The sequence below is a fragment of the Puniceicoccaceae bacterium genome (assembly GCA_040224245.1).
Classification (GTDB): domain Bacteria; phylum Verrucomicrobiota; class Verrucomicrobiia; order Opitutales; family JAFGAQ01; genus JAKSBQ01.
Window position 1 is genome coordinate 1 of the sequence record JBEGIR010000065.1, and the last position, 17,964, is coordinate 17,964.

The following is a 17,964-nucleotide window of genomic DNA, read 5'->3' on the forward strand; positions in this document are numbered from 1 at the left end:
GTTCCCGCCTACATGTATGATGCTTCCATTGCCGAAGTTGCCGAAGGCATTCAAAAACTCGTCAGCGAAGTGCTGCGACGCGCCTGATTTCAAGGAATTCGAACTCACCCGTTTCCATGGGACAAGATCCAGCCATCCAACTTGAGATCAAGGTCACTTATCTCGAAAAGACCCTTCAGGAGCTGAACGAGGTCGTTTATCACCAGCAACGCACGATCGATTCTCTCGAAAAGCGCATCACCCTGCTCACGCAACAGCTTCGCGAACACATGGAATCTGCCGAAGGCAATGCACCGGCTATGGAAAAACCACCGCATTACTGAGCACACTGCTCATTCCACGTGCAACCGAATCGGGCTGCGAAGGATCCAGTGTGCGGTTCGCAGCTGCGCAACCGATTCACCAGTCGGGAGTGAAGCGCGCACGCTGGGGTGCAGGTAGATCGGCGCATCCGGTTGCAGCGGCAACAGCAGAAGCTCCAGTGCATCCAATGTTTCCAAAGATTGTCCGTTCGTGTTTGCCAGCTCAAGCACAGGGGCCTCAAAACCTCTTCCATTGTAAAAATCATCCATCCACAAGGCTCCATCCGCTTTCAGACGCAAGACATCCGCCACGTAGTCAAGCTGCAACATCAGCTCCACATCCTCTTCCAGTGCTTCCAGTTTCGGAAGCGGCAATCGCCACTTTTTCGCTTGCTCAAAATCCGCATCCACCGGAGCCATTGCCACCCTGGATTTGTAGGGTCCCAATGGAATCGAACGAAGTTCACCCGCCTCACGCAATGCCTGCAAGGCAACGGATTCCTGGCGATAGAAAACCCTTTTTTCTGGGATCACATACCCAGCCCACAACCCGTCGGTTCGACTGCTGATCTTGCTTCCGTCCAAGCGTGGGGGTGCGCCAAGATCCGGTAGCAAGTAAAACTCAACTCCGCCTTCCCGAATCGGATGCAGCTCGAGCATTCCGTCGCGGAACACCAGCTCGCTGTTTGCCAAAACCAGGCGATCCCGATTCCCCATGCGTCCCTTCCACAACTGATTTGCCTGGGATTCCTCAAGGAACACCAGGTGACACCTGCGCGTTCCATCGGCAGCCAGTAGTGTCACTGCTGGCTCCATCCCGGTTTCCAATTCACCGATGTACTGTAATCCATTTTCAATTTCCCTCACATCTGTTCCGCGCTGCGCTTCAACTGTTAACCCAGAATCCGCTTTAAAGGCCAGTTCAGGAGACACCTTCCCACTCTGCCTGAAACAGACGACCCAGTCTCCATTGTCATCGCGCACACGACAAAGCGGTTGCGCAGTGATCCACTCGATCTCAAATCCCGGCGCAATTTCCATGCGAAACGGCCAAAACCCAAAGTCCCCATCCTCCAACACAACCGGACTCATCGGCATCTTCAATGCACCTTCCTTCAATCCGGTAATCGCATATTGCACCCTGCGCTCAGGCATCCGACACAAGCGCTCGTAATTGTTGAAAAACAACAGCCCACCTTCACCATCACTGCGAACACTCCAGCGATGGGTCGCGGTATCAGCCATTCCCTTCGGGCGCACTTCCGGTAAAAACGTCTGCAGCGGCGCAACCCAATGCTCATAGTCGCGCAGGAACAGGTGCAACTGTCGCAAACCGTGCGCATGCTCCCGAAGTCTCCCCGATGCCCCGATCGGAGCCTGAAAATCATAATTTTTCACAGGCATGTCGTTGGGATATTGCGTCACCAGTGATTCCTGTAAGGTGCTGTAGGTTCCAACTGGGTTCCATCCACCGTGATACATGTAGTATCCCATCAGGTTTCCACCCGATCCAAACTTCACCAATGCCGTGGAAAGCACGTCCTCTGGCTCGATCCAGACCCTCCGGTGATAGCTGTTCATCATCCCCCCGCCCACTTCACAGGTGAGGTAGGGATAGCGCCGCGCCTCAGACTCGTCCTCAGAAATGAGGTCACCCAGTTGATCGGAGCCAATGTCCGAACTGGTTCGTACCTTCGAAAAATGAAATCCTTCACGGTATTTTCCGGGCATGGGTTCAAGGGAATGATTCCAGAATCCCTCCGCATAAACTCCAAACAGGGGTAACATCTCATCCTCCGGCATCAAATCCTGCAACTTCGGCCAACCCGTTCGCGTATACAGCGGAACATGCAGACCCGCAGCAATCGCCAGTCGCTTCAACTCCAGCAAATGGGCAGATGATCCCGCATATTCATTGTCGAGCTGCACGGCCACCACCGGACCTCCCTGTGCCCACATCAGTCCTTCAACCTGCTCCCCGATGGCCTGATACCAGTTCTCCACCTTGGCGAGATAGTTCGCATCATTACTGCGAATTGTCATGTCGCCATGCACGACCCAATCCGGAATGCCACCATATCTCGCCTCACCATGACACCACGGGCCAATGCGCAAAAATACCTTCAACTCCGCCTGTGCTGCTGCCTCAACAAAGCTTCGAATGTCCCGCGATGCGCCCCAGTTCCACTCCCCTTCCCGTTCCTCATGGTGATTCCAAAACAGGTAGGTCGCCACAATGTCAATGCCGCCAGCCTTCAGCTTGTGCAGCTCCCTCAACCACTGATCGGGAGCATAGCGGGAAAAGTGAAATTCACCCATCACCGGCATCCAGGGTTCGCCATTGCGTTTCAGAGATATGGCATCATAACCGATGGTCTCACCTGCCGGATTTGTCGCTGGCCCCATCGCACGGATGACTCGCTCCTGCGGAATTTCTCCAGGATCCACCTTCAGCTTCAACGGAAATTCGGATGCATGGCCAACTGCCTGGAGCAGTAACAGCCAGGCAAAGCACCAAAAACCAACAGGGGATATAAGTGTCGTGGGCATGACATCCGATAGCGCGTTTCCATCCCCCAAAGTTCAACGCCCCAAGAGTCCGGACTGTCAGAGTGGTATTCTCCGGCACAATGCATTGTGCAGTTCAGCTGTCAGAGAAACAGCTTCAACAACTCACCGATGGAGCAATCGCTCTCAAGCGGATGTTTCATCGGTGCGTTCGTCGGAATTTCATAGGAATTGCAGCGTCCACTTTTGGTGATCTCGAGAAATCCCGCCTGATTCAGATCCGCAACAATGCGCTGCACTGCCCGCTCCGTAATGCCCACCTGCATCGCCACATCGCGCAGGCGCATGGAGGGATCCCGCGCCAGGCAGATCAAGACGTGACCGTGGTTGCTAAGCAGAGTCCAGCCAATCTGGTTTTTTTGAAATACTTCCGTCGAGTAGGATTGCCTGGCCATAATGCAAGAATTCTATTTCGTATATTCAAAATACCGTATTAACATACCTGAATCAATCAAATCAAGCCCAAACTTGCACGCATACTGATCCAGTGCGCCTGAACAAAGTCATCCATGCAAAGCGGTCCATCACCGCTGAATACTCCATTCGCCTCGGTCAGTTCTTCGGACAGGACGAAGCCTTCTGGCTCAACATGCAGAAGGAATTTGACCTTCGCAACGTGAAGCGACTCAAGGCTCAGAAAATTCGTAGCGAGGTGAAACCCTTCGCAACGCTCAAAATCGATTGAGCCAACAAAAAAGGGGCAATCCAGCTCATACCGGACTGCCCCAACCGCTTCGTTCCCCATGTCGCTACGGGAACACATCTTACCGTGCTCAGAAAACACGCTCACTTCCTCGTAAGTTCCCCTGTCTGAACAACCCGGAAAACACCTTTTGCTGGCAGGAGATTTGAGGGAATGCGCTCGCGTTTGTGAAGAAAAGCAAACCCACTCTAAACACCTGAAAACTAGACACTTATTGTTACAATCAGGTGACACTGTGACAGCTGTGCAACGATATGAATCCCATCCTCTTTTTCCCTCGCGTTTCGGAGATTCAAGTGATTTCCGGAGATTGTCAGAGACCGGATGATACCCGGAAATCTGAATTCGATCTCAGCTAACATGAACACATTCAAGACTCACCTGCTGGCAGCCATTTTGGTAGCCGTTTCTTCGCTTGCAACCGCACAGGGCCAATCCGTTGGAAGTCTTTCCGGCACGGTACTCGACCAGTCCACCCAATCCCCGCTCAACGGCGCAAAAATCCTGGTGGATGGAACGTCTCTGGAAACCGTCACTCATCGGGGTGGCTCCTTTTTTCTCTCGGGAATTCCCGCTGGCAGCATCACCCTTCGTGTCAGCTACCTCGGATTGTCCACGACTTCGGTCAGCGTCGACATTGTTCCCAACGAAACCGCCACCGTGGAAGTCGCCCTCGGCAATGTGGTCATCGACCTCGAACCCTACACCGTCAGCGGCACACAGGTCGGAACCGCACGCGCACTCAACCTGCAGCGCAGTAACCCCACCCTTTCCAATGTTGTGGCCGCCGATGCGATCGGTCGGTTTCCCGATCAGAATGCAGCCGAAGCACTGAATCGCCTGCCAGGTGTCTCGATCGAGCGCGACCAGGGAGAAGGACGATTTGTCGTCATCCGTGGAATCGATCCCAATCTCAACGCAGTCGCCATCGACGGGGTCAAGCTCGCCTCTCCAGGTACGGGAGAACGCGCAACGCTGCTCGACACCATTCCCTCCGACACCCTGCAAACCCTGGAGGTCTACAAGTCCACGCTTCCCAGTCAACCAGGTGACTCTGTCGGGGGATACATCAACATCAAAACACCCAGTGCGTTTGACGAAAACCGTGCAATCCGCCGCATCGAACTGCAGACCAACTACAGCGACCTCGTCAGCGAATGGAACGGCAAAGTCGCGGGAGCATTCAGTCATATTTTTGCCGATGGTAATGTGGGCTGGATGATCAACGCCTCTTATGAAAAACGCACATTTGGTTCCGACAACAACGAGTCCGATACCTGGGAACTGGAAGAGGGCGATGATGGCTCAGAGGGCTATGCCACTGGTGCCGTAGAGTTCCGGGAATACGATCTTGAGCGCACCCGCACCGGAATTTCCACCAGTCTGGAGTTTGAACCTTCTGCTGACCGCTACTACTATATTCGCGCAAGCTGGAATGAATACGAGGATACCGAAACTCGCAATCTCGTCGAACTCGCACCAGACGCCTTCACGCAAATCAGCCCAAACTCCTTCGTCGGTGTCGACACTGAGGTTGTGCGGGAAATGAAGGATCGCACCGAGCAAATGCGGATTTTCGCAACCTCTGCGGGCGGAGTGCACGAGTTCAGCAGCGGCAAGCTTGACTACCGTATTGCCTTTTCCAGTGCCGATGAGGAAACGCCCAGTGACTTTGAGACGGTATTCGAATTTGATGGCGTCAGCGACATTCGCTTCCACAACACGAATTCGCCAAAACTCTCGATCGAGCATGTCGGCGGAGACGACCTCTTTGACGCCAGTGCCTACGAGTTCGACGGGATCGAACTCGCCAGTCAGATTGTTTCCGAAGAAGACCTTAGCGCCGAGATCAACTACACCCACCAGTTCACAGGTGGATTACTGCAAAGCCTTCAGATGGGATTGCTCATGCGCGGCAAGGAAAAGGACAGCGACCTGACCGTTTCCGAAAGCGATGACAACCCGTCCTTTGCCGATTCCCTGAATGGCAATGTGTTCCAAAATGCCCGCGATCCTTTTCGCACGGCTCTGCCTTATGTCGCGCTGAATTTCACTGACCGTTTCCGCGAACAACAGGATGCCTTTGCCATGGAATTCAACGAGGTGGATTCGACCATTGAGGACTTCAACTCCACAGAAGACGTTTTCGCCACCTACGTGATGGGAACCGCACAAATTGCAGGCTGGGAACTCATCACCGGAGTTCGACTCGAATCCACCGATTTTGAAACCAGCGGTTTTGTTTACAATGATGAAGAGGAGTCCATCGAAGCAGTCAGCGGCAGCAATTCCTACAGCAATCTGCTACCGGGTCTGCACTTGAAGCGCGTCATTGATGAAAACAAGATCATTCGTTTCTCGATCAACCAAACCATCGCTCGCCCCAACTTTGAGCAAACCTTCCCCAACGCAGAAATCGAGGGCAACGAGGTCACTGTCGGAAATCCCGATCTCGATCCACTCGAATCGCTCAACGTGGATCTTTCGTTTGAATACTATCTCGAACCCGTCGGTATTTTCTCGGTTGCCGCATTCTACAAAGACATCGACAATTTCATCTACGAACAGGTGAACCAAGGAAGTTTCGGTGACATCACAGATGCGGAGATTACCTCGTTCCGCAATGGGGATTCCGGTAGCATCCTCGGACTCGAACTCGCCTTTCAGCGACAGCTGACGTTCCTGCCGGCACCATTCGATGGCCTCGGCATCTACGCCAATCTCACTCTGACAGATTCTGAAGCTACCGTGCTTCCGCCCGAACCCGGCGAATCCACACGCGACCTTCCGTTCATCAAACAATCCGATCTTATCGGCAATCTGGCACTGACCTACGAAAACGATGACCTGTTCGTGCGTCTTTCCTACACCTACCGGGATGATTATCTCGACGAACTGGGTGCCGAGGGCTTTGAGGATCGCTACATGAAAGCACACGGTCAGTGGGATCTTTCCATGTTCTACAACCTCAGTGATCAACTCAAAATTTTCGCCAATGTCATCAATCTCGGCGACGAACCCCTTCGCGCCTACTATGGCGAGTCCGAACGGCTTGCACAGTTCGAATCCTACGGATGGAGCCTGACGGCCGGACTCAAATGGTCCTATTGATCCGACTTTCGTCTCAATCAATCAATCGAGGGGTGCGAACGCGAGTTCGCGCCCTTCTTTTTGCGAATGCATCAGCGGTTGCCATCACAGGATCATCCATGCACCTCTCCAGTTTCCCGTCCAACACGGGTTGCACTCCACTCAAAATCATCCTAAACTCTGCCGCTTCACGCGCATTTGAATACCCGTCCCCAAAACGCTCATGTCCGATCCCCAATACATTCTCGCCATCGACCAGGGAACGACCAGTTCCCGGGCCATCGTTTTTGACCGCACGGGCACCCCAATCAGCGTTGCCCAGAAGGAATTCAAGCAATACTACCCCAGGCCGGGCTGGGTGGAACACGACCCAATGGACATCTGGTCAAGCCAAAGCACCGTGACCGCCGAAGCCGTGACCCAGGCAGACCTTTCTTCCCACGACATCGCCGCAGTGGGCATCACCAACCAACGCGAAACCATCATCGTATGGGACCGCAAATCCGGCAAACCCGTCTACCCTGCTATCGTCTGGCAGGACCGGCGCACGGCAGACCGCTGTCGCGCCATGAAAGCGGAAGGTCTTGAACCCCTCTTTCGCGAACGCACCGGACTCCTGCTCGATCCCTACTTCTCCGGAACCAAGGTGCAGTGGATCCTCGAAAATGTGGCAGGCGTCCACGAACGTGCGGAGCGCGGAGACTTACTGCTCGGCACGGTGGATTCCTGGTTGATCTGGAAGTTCACCCGGGGTCGGATTCACGTAACCGATGTGAGCAATGCCTCCCGCACCTTGCTCTTCAACATTCACACTCTCGACTGGGACAACGAGCTTCTTCAACTGCTGCACATTCCACGATCCATGCTGCCCAGCGTGAAGTCCTCTTCCGAGGTGTATGGCACCATTGATGATCAACACTTCCCCGGCGGGGTTCGCATTGCGGGAATCGCGGGCGACCAGCACGCCGCCCTCTTTGGGCAGACCTGTTTTCAACCGGGCATGGCCAAAAATACCCTCGGAACTGGTTCCTTCCTACTCATGAACACCGGCATCCAACCCATCTCTTCCTCAAACAATCTGCTCACCACCATTGCCTGGAAAATCGGCGACCGCACCGAATACGCACTCGAAGGTTCAGTCTTTATCGCCGGTGCCATCGTCCAGTGGCTGCGCGATGAGTTGAAAATGATTCAGAGCGCAGCCGAATGCGATGACATCGCGAGCACGGTTGAGCATGCCAACGGACTCTATCTCGTGCCCGCGTTTGCAGGCCTTGGTGCTCCCCATTGGGATCCCTATGCCCGTGGCGCGGCCTTTGGCATGACGCGCGGCACGAATCGCGCGCACTTCTGCCGCGCCGCGCTGGAGTCCATTGCCTATCAGAGTGCCGATCTGATCTGGGCCATGGAGAAGGACTCCGGCATTCACCTGGAGGAACTGCGTGTCGATGGAGGTGCCTCCCGCAGCGAACCGCTTCTGCAGTTCCAGGCGGATCTCCTGCAGACCCGGGTCGTTCGACCCAACATCGTCGAAACGACCGCACTGGGCGCGGCCTACCTGGCCGGTCTTGGCGTTGGATTTTATGAAAGCCGCGAGGAAATTGCGCAACACTGGACCATCGGCACCCGTTTTACACCACAACAACCCGCCGAGCGCATGCAGCAGCAGTTGCGAGGTTGGCACGAGGCCATCAACCGCTCAAAATCCTGGACGAACCCAGACTCCGATTCCGACCAAGCCTAATACTCTGTTCTGATTACTCACCCTTTCCCAGTGCTTCAAGCACAGCTTCCACCGAGGTAGTTGGAGCAAGGCAGTGGGTGCCCACACAGAGCTGCAGGTCATTGGCTGCCATCCCGGAATCCACTTCGAGCCAAAGTGGACGCCACGGGATTTCCCGAAGTGACGCCACCAGCGCATCAAGATTGACCTGTGCTCCCACTTTGAGCTGCGCTACCCCCATCGCATCCCAGGTGAGTGCCTCCAGTCCAAATGCCACCCCATTGGGCATGCGGCGCACCCGCTCCACATAGGCGCGCTTGAGAGAAGTCATCGCCTGCGAAAGCGCGAGGTCGTGCGACTGCACGGAGAGCAGGCTGCACAGGTGCAGCATGCCCGAATTGCCACTCGGATAGGCGTTGTCAAACCACTCCTTCTTCCGAACGATGTGCCCCGCAGCATCGCGGGTGGAGCAGAAGAAAAAACCATCACCTTCGGCATCCGCAAAGCGTTCCAACACTGCGGAAGCAAGGATCACCGCTCGCTCCCGGTACTGCTCGCAGAATCCAACCTGCAACCAGTCCGCCACCATCGCAAACTGCAGATTGGCGAGCGCAAAATTCACATAATCATCCAGAAATCCATCCCCTTCCCCAACAGCTCCGCTTTCGGGATAGGATACCGTTGCCAGCGTGCCATCTTCGCGACGGTGATGCTCCCAAAGCCAGTCGAGTCCTTGCTTCACCGTCTCCAGCCAGTCTTTCTCACCCCACACCCAGGCCGCAATGCTCAGTCCTCGCAGCAACAAGCCATTCCAGGCAGTCAGCACTTTGCGGTCCAGGGTCGGAGCGGGGCGCTGCTCACGCAGGTCTCTCAGGTCCTCAAGCACGGGTGCAAAACTGCGGTAATCCGCATCCTTCGCCGACCAGGGATAGAGGTTGAGCGCATCCTTTCCCCGAATGGCAAAGGTTTCGAGAAAGTCCTCCACACGCGAGGCGGGTACCGCCTCCCTCAGCTCAGCTTCCGACCACAGGTAGTAAGCTCCCTCTCCCGCTTCAGAGTCCGCATCCAGCGCCGCTGCAAACACCCCCGGATGTATCTGAAAGTCTTGCTGCAGCCACCGCACGGTCTTGCGAACCGCTGCCTCCAGTCCCTGCCAGCGATACTGGGTTGACGCCTTCGACAGCGTTTCCAGCAGCAGGGCATTGTCGTAGAGCATTTTTTCGAAGTGTGGCACACGCCATTCGGCATCCACACTGTAGCGGAAAAATCCGCCGCCCACGTGGTCAAACAATCCACCGCGCACCAGCGCGTGACAGCAGATTTGCAAGGCTTCATCAATGGAACGCGCCAGCTCCGTCATTTCCTGCTCGCAGGCACGCGTTCGCCGCACCGCCATCAGGTATCCCAGCGTCTGTGAGGGCGGGAACTTGGGAGTCCCACCAAAGCCACCCAGTCGCGCATCCAGTGTCTCCACGATCACCTGTGCTCCATCAAGCAGCAGGGAATTCTCCCAGGCACCAGGATCCTCGAGCGTTGGACCTGACAGATAGTGCAGGTTATTGCGGATGGCGTCCGCATTCTGCCGCAGCTCATCCCGCTGCTCACGAAACGCGTCCGAAATTCTCAACAGAAGGTGCGGCCAGGGAATGATGCCAAATCCCTGGTCCTCCGGAGGAAAATAGGTGCCACCGGTAAATGGGGTTTTGTCTGGGAAACAGAACACATTCAACGGCCACCCGCCCTGCTGGTTGAGCATCTGCACAGCCTCCATGTAGATCTGATCAACATCCGGACGCTCCTCCCGATCCACTTTGATGTTGATGAACAGGCGGTTCATCAATGAGGCAATGTAATCATCCTCAAAGCACTCGTGTGCCATCACATGACACCAGTGGCATGACGAATACCCGATCGATACCAGCACCGGCTTCTGTTCGCGCTGAGCGACTTCAAAGGCTTCCTCACACCACGGCCACCAGTGCACCGGATTATCGGCATGCTGGCGCAGGTAGAGACTGGATTGCTCGGCGAGACGGTTTTTTCCCATGATTGGATCAGATCGGTTCAACGGCTTAAGGGTTGGTATTGGTAAGAAAAATTCAAAAGACGCAAGGGTTACCATGCATACCATTGCTCACTGAATCAACCCCGACATCGCCTTCAAAAACCCCACTCATGCAAAAGGCGGACCCCAAAAATAGATCCGCCTCTTTCAATCAATTACCCGCTCCTGCGGGCAGTTGAACACAAAAAACTACTGCATCAGCTGGGCCACCAGCTTTTTGTAATTCACCGCTTCTGCCAGTGCCGTGGCAGCCTCAAGCGTGGTTTCACTACCCTCCACGGTAAGCAGTGCCGTGCCCGCAACGATGACATTGATATTTCCATAGTTATCAGACCATTCGACCAGGGCTTTCTGTCCGCCGATGCGCTCGATCTTCTTACCACTCGCACCGAGGAACGCCGGATTGTTCACAAACATCATCATGGACTGCAGCGCAGGAGAGTTGGCAGCAATCGTGACCGTCAGCGTTGCGTTGCCGTTGGAATACCGGGCCGACGCCGTATTGCCACCCCCAAAAAGGGACGCACCTGCCGACTGATATTCCGGTTCACCCTTCTCCCATCCGTCAGGTGCTTCCGGGAGGAACTGGCCCAGTTGCTCGGAAGCTTTCTGGTTGATCAGCTGTACGGCATAATTGAGACTGCTTGCGGCCTCCGAGTAGTTTTCGTCTGCATAATAAGCAGTCGCTTCCTCGATGGTTTCGGTCACATCATCCGCATGCAACAGCGGAAGGGCAACAGCGCTCAGAACAAGTGAGAGAGGGATGATCGATGATTTCATAGCTTGAATGTAGGATTCCACATCCGTCGTAGGACGATGCGGGATGAATTGAATGTAAATTGTCCCCATTCGATTGCAATGGACTCAACACATTTTCCGAAAAATTCCAGAACCTGGTTTGCCTGCAACGGGAACTGGCAATCTCCGACGCAATGATGCAGTGCCTTATTCAAACTTGATTTTGAATCCACCAGCACTCATCTTCGCGACATGACAAACTTCAAGCAGGCAACCTGGGGTGGACGGTTCAGCGAGCTGCCAAGCGAAAAGATGGTCGCATTTGGCGAATCCGTTTCGTTTGACCACCGACTTGCACCCTTTGATATTGCCTGCAGCAAGGCCCACTCCGCCATGCTGGCATCGGTCGGCATCCTCACCGAGACCGAACGGGACGCGATCCATGCGGGCCTCGACCAGCTCGCCACGCAAATCAAGAGCGGAACCTTTCAGTGGGATGTGCAGCTTGAAGACGTGCACATGAATATCGAACAGGCGCTCGCAGCCATCACTCCCGCAGCGGCCAAGCTACACACCGCGCGCAGCCGCAATGACCAAATCGCCACGGACATCCATCTCTACCTCAAAGCAGCCTGCGAAGAACTCATGCAGGGACTCTCCCGTTGTGCCCTCCGCCTGGTCGAACACGCCGAAGCACACCTCTCCACCGCCGCGCCGAGCTACACCCACCTGCAGCGCGCGCAGCCCATCACACTTGCCCACTACTGTCTGGCCTGGGTAGAGATGCTCTGGCGCGACATGCTCGAGTTTCGCGACACCTGGCAACGCGCCAATGTCTGCCCGCTCGGAAGTGGTGCCCTGGCCGGAACCACATTGCCGATCAACCGGGAGCACACGGCCCGCACGCTCGGATTTGTAGATGCAGAGGGTCAGCCCATCATCTCCGGCAATACCCTCGATACCGTGGCCTCACGCGATACGCTGCTCAAATTCGCCTACGCCTGTACCCAAACCGCCATCCATTTTTCGCGACTCTCGGAGGATTGGATCCTCTGGGCAACCACCGAGTTCGGTTTCATCCAACTGCCCGACAGCTACACCACCGGGTCGAGTCTCATGCCGCAAAAGCGCAATCCGGACGCGCTCGAACTCACTCGTGGCAAATCCGCCCGCGTGATCGGAAATCTCAATACCCTGCTCAACCTGCTCAAGGCGCAGCCACTCACATACAACCGCGACCTGCAGGAGGACAAACCGGCTGTCTTTGATTCTCACGACCAGGTGGCACGCATCGTCGACCTCTTTGAGGACCTGATCGCAAAGCTGCGCTTCCGCACGGACCGACTTGAGAAGGCAGCACTCGATCCCATGCTCTTCGCCACCGACGTTGCCGACTACCTCGTCGAACAGGGCATTCCCTTCCGTGAGTCCCACCACATCGTGGGCAAGCTCGTCGCCAAGGCGGAAGAACTGCAGGTCGGCATTCATGAAATCGACCTCAAGATCACCCGGGAAATCTGTCCCCTGCTCGACGAACGCTACCGCGAGATCTTCCAATTTCAACGCTCCATCGAACGGCGCAACGCATACGGCATGCCAACTCCGGAAAAGAATGCCGCACGAATCGCCGAGTGGAAGCAGCGCCTAAACCGTTCCCTGCTTCACTAGATTGCTGTACCGCGTTCTGGCGGGTTCCAAAAAACTTGGAATAACCAAGATTTTTTGTCGCAACCTTTTCACATTTTCCTATTCTGGATGGTTATGTCTATTGGCGATTCGGAACACTTGGAAAAACCGCAAACCGATTTATACGATGCTTCAAAAATTGAGAAGCTGGAAGGTCTGGAAGGGGTCAGAAAACGACCCGACATGTATATCGGTGACACCCACGAACGAGGCTTGCATCACTGTGTCTTCGAAATTGTGGACAACTCCATCGACGAGGCTCTCGGCGGGCATTGCTCGACGATCCACGTTGCCATTCACCTCGATGGCTCATGTTCCGTTCAGGATGACGGACGCGGCATTCCGGTCGACATTCATCCCGTGCACAAGATTCCGGCACTCGAGCTGGTACTGACCAACCTGCACGCAGGCGGCAAGTTTTCCAAGGGAGCCTATCAGGTGTCCGGGGGACTGCACGGTGTCGGCGCGAAGTGCGTCAATGCCGTTTCAGAGTGGTTCCAGGTCGAAGTACGCAAGGATGGCAAGGTTCACACGATGGCATTTTCCCGGGGCAAAACCACAGAAAAACTCAAGGTGGTCGGTTCGACCATGAAAACCGGCACCAAAATCACATTCATGCCGGATACGCAGATTTTTGAGGAGACCATCGAATTCAAATACGAAATCCTCGCCAAGCGCCTGCGCGAACTCGCCTTCCTGAATCCAGGCGTGGAAATCCACCTCGAAGACGACCGCAAGAACAAGAAGGAAATCTTCAAGTTCGAACGCGGCATCGCCGAGTACGTGGAGTACCTCAACGAAAACAAGAATGTCCTGCACGAACCTCCGGTGACCATTTCCGGGGAAGCCATTGCCAATCCGGAAACCCCGGATCTCAAGACCATCGTCGACATCGCCATGCAGTACAATGATGGCTACAATGATCAGATTTACGCCTACGCGAATTCCATTCACAACATCGAGGGTGGAACCCACCTCTCGGGCTTTCGCACCGCGCTCACGCGCGTGATCAACAACTACGGGCGCCAGAACAATCTCATCAAGGAAAAGGATCCCAATTTCACTGGCGATGACGTTCGTGAGGGTCTGACGGCCGTCATTTCGGTCAAGGTGCCAGAGCCGCGTTTCGAAGGGCAGACCAAGACCAAACTTTCCAATGGTGAGGTTGACGGAATCGTGCAGAAAATCGTCGGAGAGGAGCTGAAGTTTTATTTTGAGACCAATCCTGCCATTGCCAAGCGCATCATCGACAAGTCCCTGAATGCCGCCCGCGCCCGCGAGGCTGCACGCAAGGCCCGCGAAACCGTGCGCAAGGGAGCCATGAGTGCGGGTGGACTGCCCGGCAAACTCGCTGACTGCTCGGAGCGCGACCCGTCCAAATGTGAACTCTACATCGTGGAGGGTGATTCCGCTGGCGGTTCCGCCAAGCAGGGGCGCGACCGTCGCACCCAGGCCATCCTGCCGATTCGCGGAAAACTTCTCAACGTGGAAAAGGCGCGGCTCGACAAAATTCTCAACAACGCGGAAATCCGTACACTGATTACCGCTGCCGGCACCGGTATTGGTGAGGCGGGCGACGGGGCCTTTGATATTTCCAAGGCGCGCTACCACAAGATCATTCTGATGACCGATGCGGACGTCGACGGGGCGCACATTGCCACCCTGTTGCTGACCTTCATCTTCCGCCACATGCGGGGTCTGATCGAAGCGGGCTACGTCTACATGGCCCAGCCACCGCTCTACAAGATCAAGCGACGCAAGCGTGAGCAATATGTCGAAAATGATGCACAGCTCAATCGCATCCTGCTGGAGCTGGGATCGGAGGGGGTACACCTCTACCGTCTTCGCGACGATCACTGGTTCACCAGCGAACAGATCGACCGTATCGTGGATCGCCTCTCCAAAGTGGAAGCCTTGGGCAATGGCATCACACGCTATGGTTGCTCCTTCGACACTTACCTCGACCAGCATGTGAAAGACAGCTACCTGCTGCCGCGTTATCTCGTCCGCATCCGCACGGGCAATGACGAAAAATTCCTCTTCCTGTTCAACGACGATGACCGTTCAAAGTTCTACCTGGAGTACGAAATACTTGAGGAAGATCAGAACGACACCTGCGTCCGTCACATCGAGAAGGATGGGGAGAAGGTGCAACAACGCATCACCATTCATGAGATCTATGAGTCTCAGCAACTTTCGAAACTCTTGCAGGAAATCGCGTCGATCGGATTGGATGTAAACCAATTCTCCCGCACCGAAAATCCGCGCTACCATCTGGTGGAGAACCGGGATGCATCCAACGAGAGCAAGACCGAACTTCGCTCCATTCTTGAAATCGTGGAACGCATCCGCGAAAACGGGCGAAAGGGTCTCTCGATCCAGCGCTACAAGGGTCTTGGAGAGATGAATCCGAATCAGCTCTACGAGACCACCATGGATCCCGCTACACGTCGTCTGCTCAAGGTGGACATCTCGGATGCCGTGGCGGCCGATGCCGTCTTCTCGATGCTCATGGGAGAGGATGTTCCCTCCCGCCGGGCTTTCATCGAAGACAATGCGTTGAACGTATCCGTTCTCGACGTCTGAGTCCACTCATCCACGGACCTGCAACCACCCTTCACTGACACATGGACAATCCCAACGAACGTATTTTTTCGACTAACATCACGGACATCATGCAGACCGCCTACATCGACTATTCGATGTCGGTCATTGTCAGCCGTGCACTGCCTGACGCCCGAGACGGACTCAAACCCGTACAGCGCCGCATTCTCTACGCCATGTTTCGCGAGGGTCTGCTGCACAATCGCCCATTTGACAAATGCGCAGGTGTGGTCGGGGAAGTACTCAAAAACTATCACCCGCATGGAGACTCCTCCGTCTACGATACGCTCGTGCGCATGGCGCAGAGCTGGGTGATGCGCTACCCGCTCATCGATCCGCAGGGAAATTTCGGATCGGTCGACGGCGATCCACCAGCTGCCTACCGTTACACGGAATCCCGCTTGCGCGAGATCGCGGAGGATCTGCTGCGAGGCATCGATGAAAACACGGTCGATTTTGTGCCCAACTACAAGGAGAGCACGACTGAACCCACTGTATTGCCCACTGCCCTGCCCTCACTGTTGATGAATGGCTCCACCGGCATCGCCGTGGGCATGGCCACCAATATTCCACCTCATAATCTGGGTGAACTGATCAATGGTCTCTGCGCGATGATTGACAATCCGCAGATCACTCTCGACGAACTCATTGAGCATATTCCGGGGCCGGATTTTCCAACAGGCGGCATCATCGCAGGCAAGTCCGGTATCCTCGAATACATGAAGACCGGACGTGGCATCGTGCGCGTCCGAGGTCGCATCGAGGTGGAAGAGGGAGAATCGAGGGACCGCATCCTCATCACCGAGCTGCCCTACAATGTCAACCGCGCCACCTTGGTTTCCAAAATTGCCGAACTGGTGGGAGACAAGGTCATCGAGGGTGTCAGCGACTTGCGCGACGAATCCGATGAGCGCACACGTATCGTAATCGAACTGAAGCGCGGGGTCATTGCGCGTGTGGTGATCAACAAGCTTTACCGCCATACCCAGCTGGAATCTTCCTTTGGAGTCATCCTGCTCGCGCTCGACCAGCGTCGACCCAAGCAGATGAACATCAAGGAACTGATGGAGTGCTTCCTGGAGCATCGCCGTGAGGTCGTCTACCGGCGCACCGAGTTCCGCCTGCGCAAGGCCGAGGATCGCGCCCACGTGCTCGAGGGCTATCTGATTGCATTGGACAACCTCGACGAGGTCGTGCGCATCATCCGGGACTCCAAAAACCGCGAAGAGTCCAAAATTCGCCTCATGGAGCGTTTCCCGCTCACAGCGCGCCAGACAGACGCCATTCTTGACCTTCGCCTCTATCAGCTCACCGGAATTGAGCGCGGCAAGATCGAGGCCGAGTATGAGGAGCTGCAAAAGACCATCGCCGAGTTGCGCAATATTCTCGAAAATGAAGGAGTGCTGCTCACGCTCATCAAGGACGAGATGCTCGAACTCAAGACCAAGTATGAATCCGAGCGACGCACCGAGATCACCATGGCAGAGGGTGAATTCCGCATGGAGGATATCATCCCCAACGAAGGCTGCATCATCACGGTTTCCCACAAGGGCTTTGTCAAGCGCACCAGTATCAACGAATACCGCTCACAGAAACGGGGCGGAAAGGGCGTGATCGGCACAGGTTCCTACAACGAGGATTTCACCGAGCACATGTTCACGGCATCCACCCACGATTTCATCATGTTTGTGATGAATAACGGACGGGTCTACGTGGAAAAGGTCTACATGATCCCCGAGGGAACTCGCACGTCAAAGGGACGCCAGATCAAGAATATCCTCGAGGTTCAGGAGGAGGAATCCATTGCTGCCATGATTTGCGTCAAGGAATTCACATCCGACCTGCACCTTGTCATGGGTACCCAACGTGGGGTGGTCAAGAAGACCAATCTCATCGACTACAAAAACCATCGCAAGGGAGGGATCATCGGCATACATATCGATGAGGGTGACCGTCTCATCGGTGCCGAACTCACCAAGGGTGATGATGAACTGTTCATTGTCACACGCAATGGCATGTCGATCCGTTTCCACGAAACCGATCTCCGGGACCAGGGCCGGGCGACGCGCGGGGTGCGCGGTATTCGCCTCAAGGACGAAAAGGATGCAGTTACCTCCATCGGTGTCGTGGATCGCGAGGCTACCTTGCTGGTCGCCGGAGAAGACGGTATTGGAAAGCGCAGTTCCTTTGATGACTTCCGCGTGCAGTCCCGAGCAGGTTCGGGCATCATTGCCATTAAGAACGACGCTGTGGCGGGTGCGCTCGCGGTCAAGGAAGACGATGAGATCATGATGCTCACCCTGGGTGGTCAGGCGGTGCGCTCCCCCGTCCGGGACATCCGGGTGATCGGGCGCTCCACACAGGGCGTAAGGTTGATCAATCTCGCAGCCGACGACAAGTTGATCGGGATCTGTCGCGTGATTGAAATTGACGAAACCGAAGCCTGATTCTGACCCGTCTTTGCAATCTCCATTCAGGCCGTTGA

The 17,964-nt window shown here is 55.3% G+C and carries 11 protein-coding genes; 7 read left to right on the forward strand and 4 right to left on the reverse strand.

The genetic code is table 11. The features are described from left to right. Window positions 1-116: 116 nt before the first annotated feature. A complete protein-coding gene (locus ABQ298_10485; protein MEQ9824800.1) occupies window positions 117-323 on the forward strand; it encodes a SlyX family protein in 207 nt (68 codons plus the stop codon). A gap of 9 nt (window positions 324-332) precedes the next feature. Here the strand turns inward: ABQ298_10485 and ABQ298_10490 are convergent, their stop codons facing one another. Both ABQ298_10490 and ABQ298_10495 read right to left on the reverse strand, forming a co-directional pair. Then, the gene (locus tag ABQ298_10490; GenBank protein ID MEQ9824801.1) at window positions 333-2,852 is read right to left on the reverse strand and encodes a beta-galactosidase; all 2,520 of its coding nucleotides are present in this window, start codon (window positions 2,850-2,852) and stop codon (window positions 333-335) included. 101 nt (window positions 2,853-2,953) lie between these two features. Continuing rightward, a complete protein-coding gene (locus ABQ298_10495; GenBank protein ID MEQ9824802.1) occupies window positions 2,954-3,265 on the reverse strand; it encodes a helix-turn-helix domain-containing protein in 312 nt (103 codons plus the stop codon). A 47-nt stretch (window positions 3,266-3,312) separates the two neighbouring features. Here ABQ298_10495 and ABQ298_10500 point away from each other — a divergent pair, with 47 nt between their 5' ends. From ABQ298_10500 to glpK, 3 genes are all read left to right on the forward strand, one after another. Next, window positions 3,313-3,555, forward strand: coding sequence for a HigA family addiction module antitoxin (locus ABQ298_10500; GenBank protein MEQ9824803.1), 243 nt, complete (start codon window positions 3,313-3,315; stop codon window positions 3,553-3,555). Window positions 3,556-3,933: 378 nt separating this feature from the next. Continuing rightward, window positions 3,934-6,684, forward strand: coding sequence for a TonB-dependent receptor (locus tag ABQ298_10505; GenBank protein ID MEQ9824804.1), 2,751 nt, complete (start codon window positions 3,934-3,936; stop codon window positions 6,682-6,684). 202 nt (window positions 6,685-6,886) lie between these two features. Continuing rightward, the gene (gene glpK, locus ABQ298_10510; protein MEQ9824805.1) at window positions 6,887-8,407 is read left to right on the forward strand and encodes a glycerol kinase GlpK; all 1,521 of its coding nucleotides are present in this window, start codon (window positions 6,887-6,889) and stop codon (window positions 8,405-8,407) included. A gap of 13 nt (window positions 8,408-8,420) precedes the next feature. On the opposite strand, the gene ABQ298_10515 is transcribed toward glpK, so the two are convergent. Together ABQ298_10515 and ABQ298_10520 are read right to left on the reverse strand one after the other, a co-directional pair. Next, window positions 8,421-10,433 (reverse strand): thioredoxin domain-containing protein, encoded by a 2,013-nt coding sequence (locus tag ABQ298_10515; GenBank protein MEQ9824806.1) that lies wholly within the window; start codon window positions 10,431-10,433, stop codon window positions 8,421-8,423. A 207-nt stretch (window positions 10,434-10,640) separates the two neighbouring features. Next, window positions 10,641-11,231, reverse strand: a complete 591-nt coding sequence (locus ABQ298_10520; GenBank protein ID MEQ9824807.1) for a hypothetical protein — start codon at window positions 11,229-11,231, stop codon at window positions 10,641-10,643. 210 nt (window positions 11,232-11,441) lie between these two features. Here ABQ298_10520 and argH point away from each other — a divergent pair, with 210 nt between their 5' ends. From argH to gyrA, 3 genes are all read left to right on the forward strand, one after another. Further along, on the forward strand, window positions 11,442-12,857 hold the full coding sequence (gene argH, locus ABQ298_10525) for an argininosuccinate lyase (GenBank protein ID MEQ9824808.1): 1,416 nt from the start codon (window positions 11,442-11,444) through the stop codon (window positions 12,855-12,857). 87 nt (window positions 12,858-12,944) lie between these two features. Beyond that, window positions 12,945-15,461, forward strand: coding sequence for a DNA topoisomerase (ATP-hydrolyzing) subunit B (gene gyrB, locus ABQ298_10530; GenBank protein ID MEQ9824809.1), 2,517 nt, complete (start codon window positions 12,945-12,947; stop codon window positions 15,459-15,461). Window positions 15,462-15,502: 41 nt separating this feature from the next. After that, entirely contained in the window at window positions 15,503-17,926 is a 2,424-nt protein-coding gene (gyrA, locus tag ABQ298_10535) for a DNA gyrase subunit A (GenBank protein ID MEQ9824810.1), read from the forward strand. The last annotated feature ends 38 nt before the right edge of the window (window positions 17,927-17,964 follow it).

Coding starts and splice junctions, on each gene's coding strand:
- ABQ298_10485 (MEQ9824800.1), top strand. CDS start 117: ATGGGACAAGATCCAGCCATCCAACTTGAGATCAAGGTCACTTATCTC.
- ABQ298_10490 (MEQ9824801.1), bottom strand. CDS start 2,852: ATGCCCACGACACTTATATCCCCTGTTGGTTTTTGGTGCTTTGCCTGG.
- ABQ298_10495 (MEQ9824802.1), bottom strand. CDS start 3,265: ATGGCCAGGCAATCCTACTCGACGGAAGTATTTCAAAAAAACCAGATT.
- ABQ298_10505 (MEQ9824804.1), top strand. CDS start 3,934: ATGAACACATTCAAGACTCACCTGCTGGCAGCCATTTTGGTAGCCGTT.
- glpK (MEQ9824805.1), top strand. CDS start 6,887: ATGTCCGATCCCCAATACATTCTCGCCATCGACCAGGGAACGACCAGT.
- ABQ298_10515 (MEQ9824806.1), bottom strand. CDS start 10,433: ATGGGAAAAAACCGTCTCGCCGAGCAATCCAGTCTCTACCTGCGCCAG.
- ABQ298_10520 (MEQ9824807.1), bottom strand. CDS start 11,231: ATGAAATCATCGATCATCCCTCTCTCACTTGTTCTGAGCGCTGTTGCC.
- argH (MEQ9824808.1), top strand. CDS start 11,442: ATGACAAACTTCAAGCAGGCAACCTGGGGTGGACGGTTCAGCGAGCTG.
- gyrB (MEQ9824809.1), top strand. CDS start 12,945: ATGGTTATGTCTATTGGCGATTCGGAACACTTGGAAAAACCGCAAACC.
- gyrA (MEQ9824810.1), top strand. CDS start 15,503: ATGGACAATCCCAACGAACGTATTTTTTCGACTAACATCACGGACATC.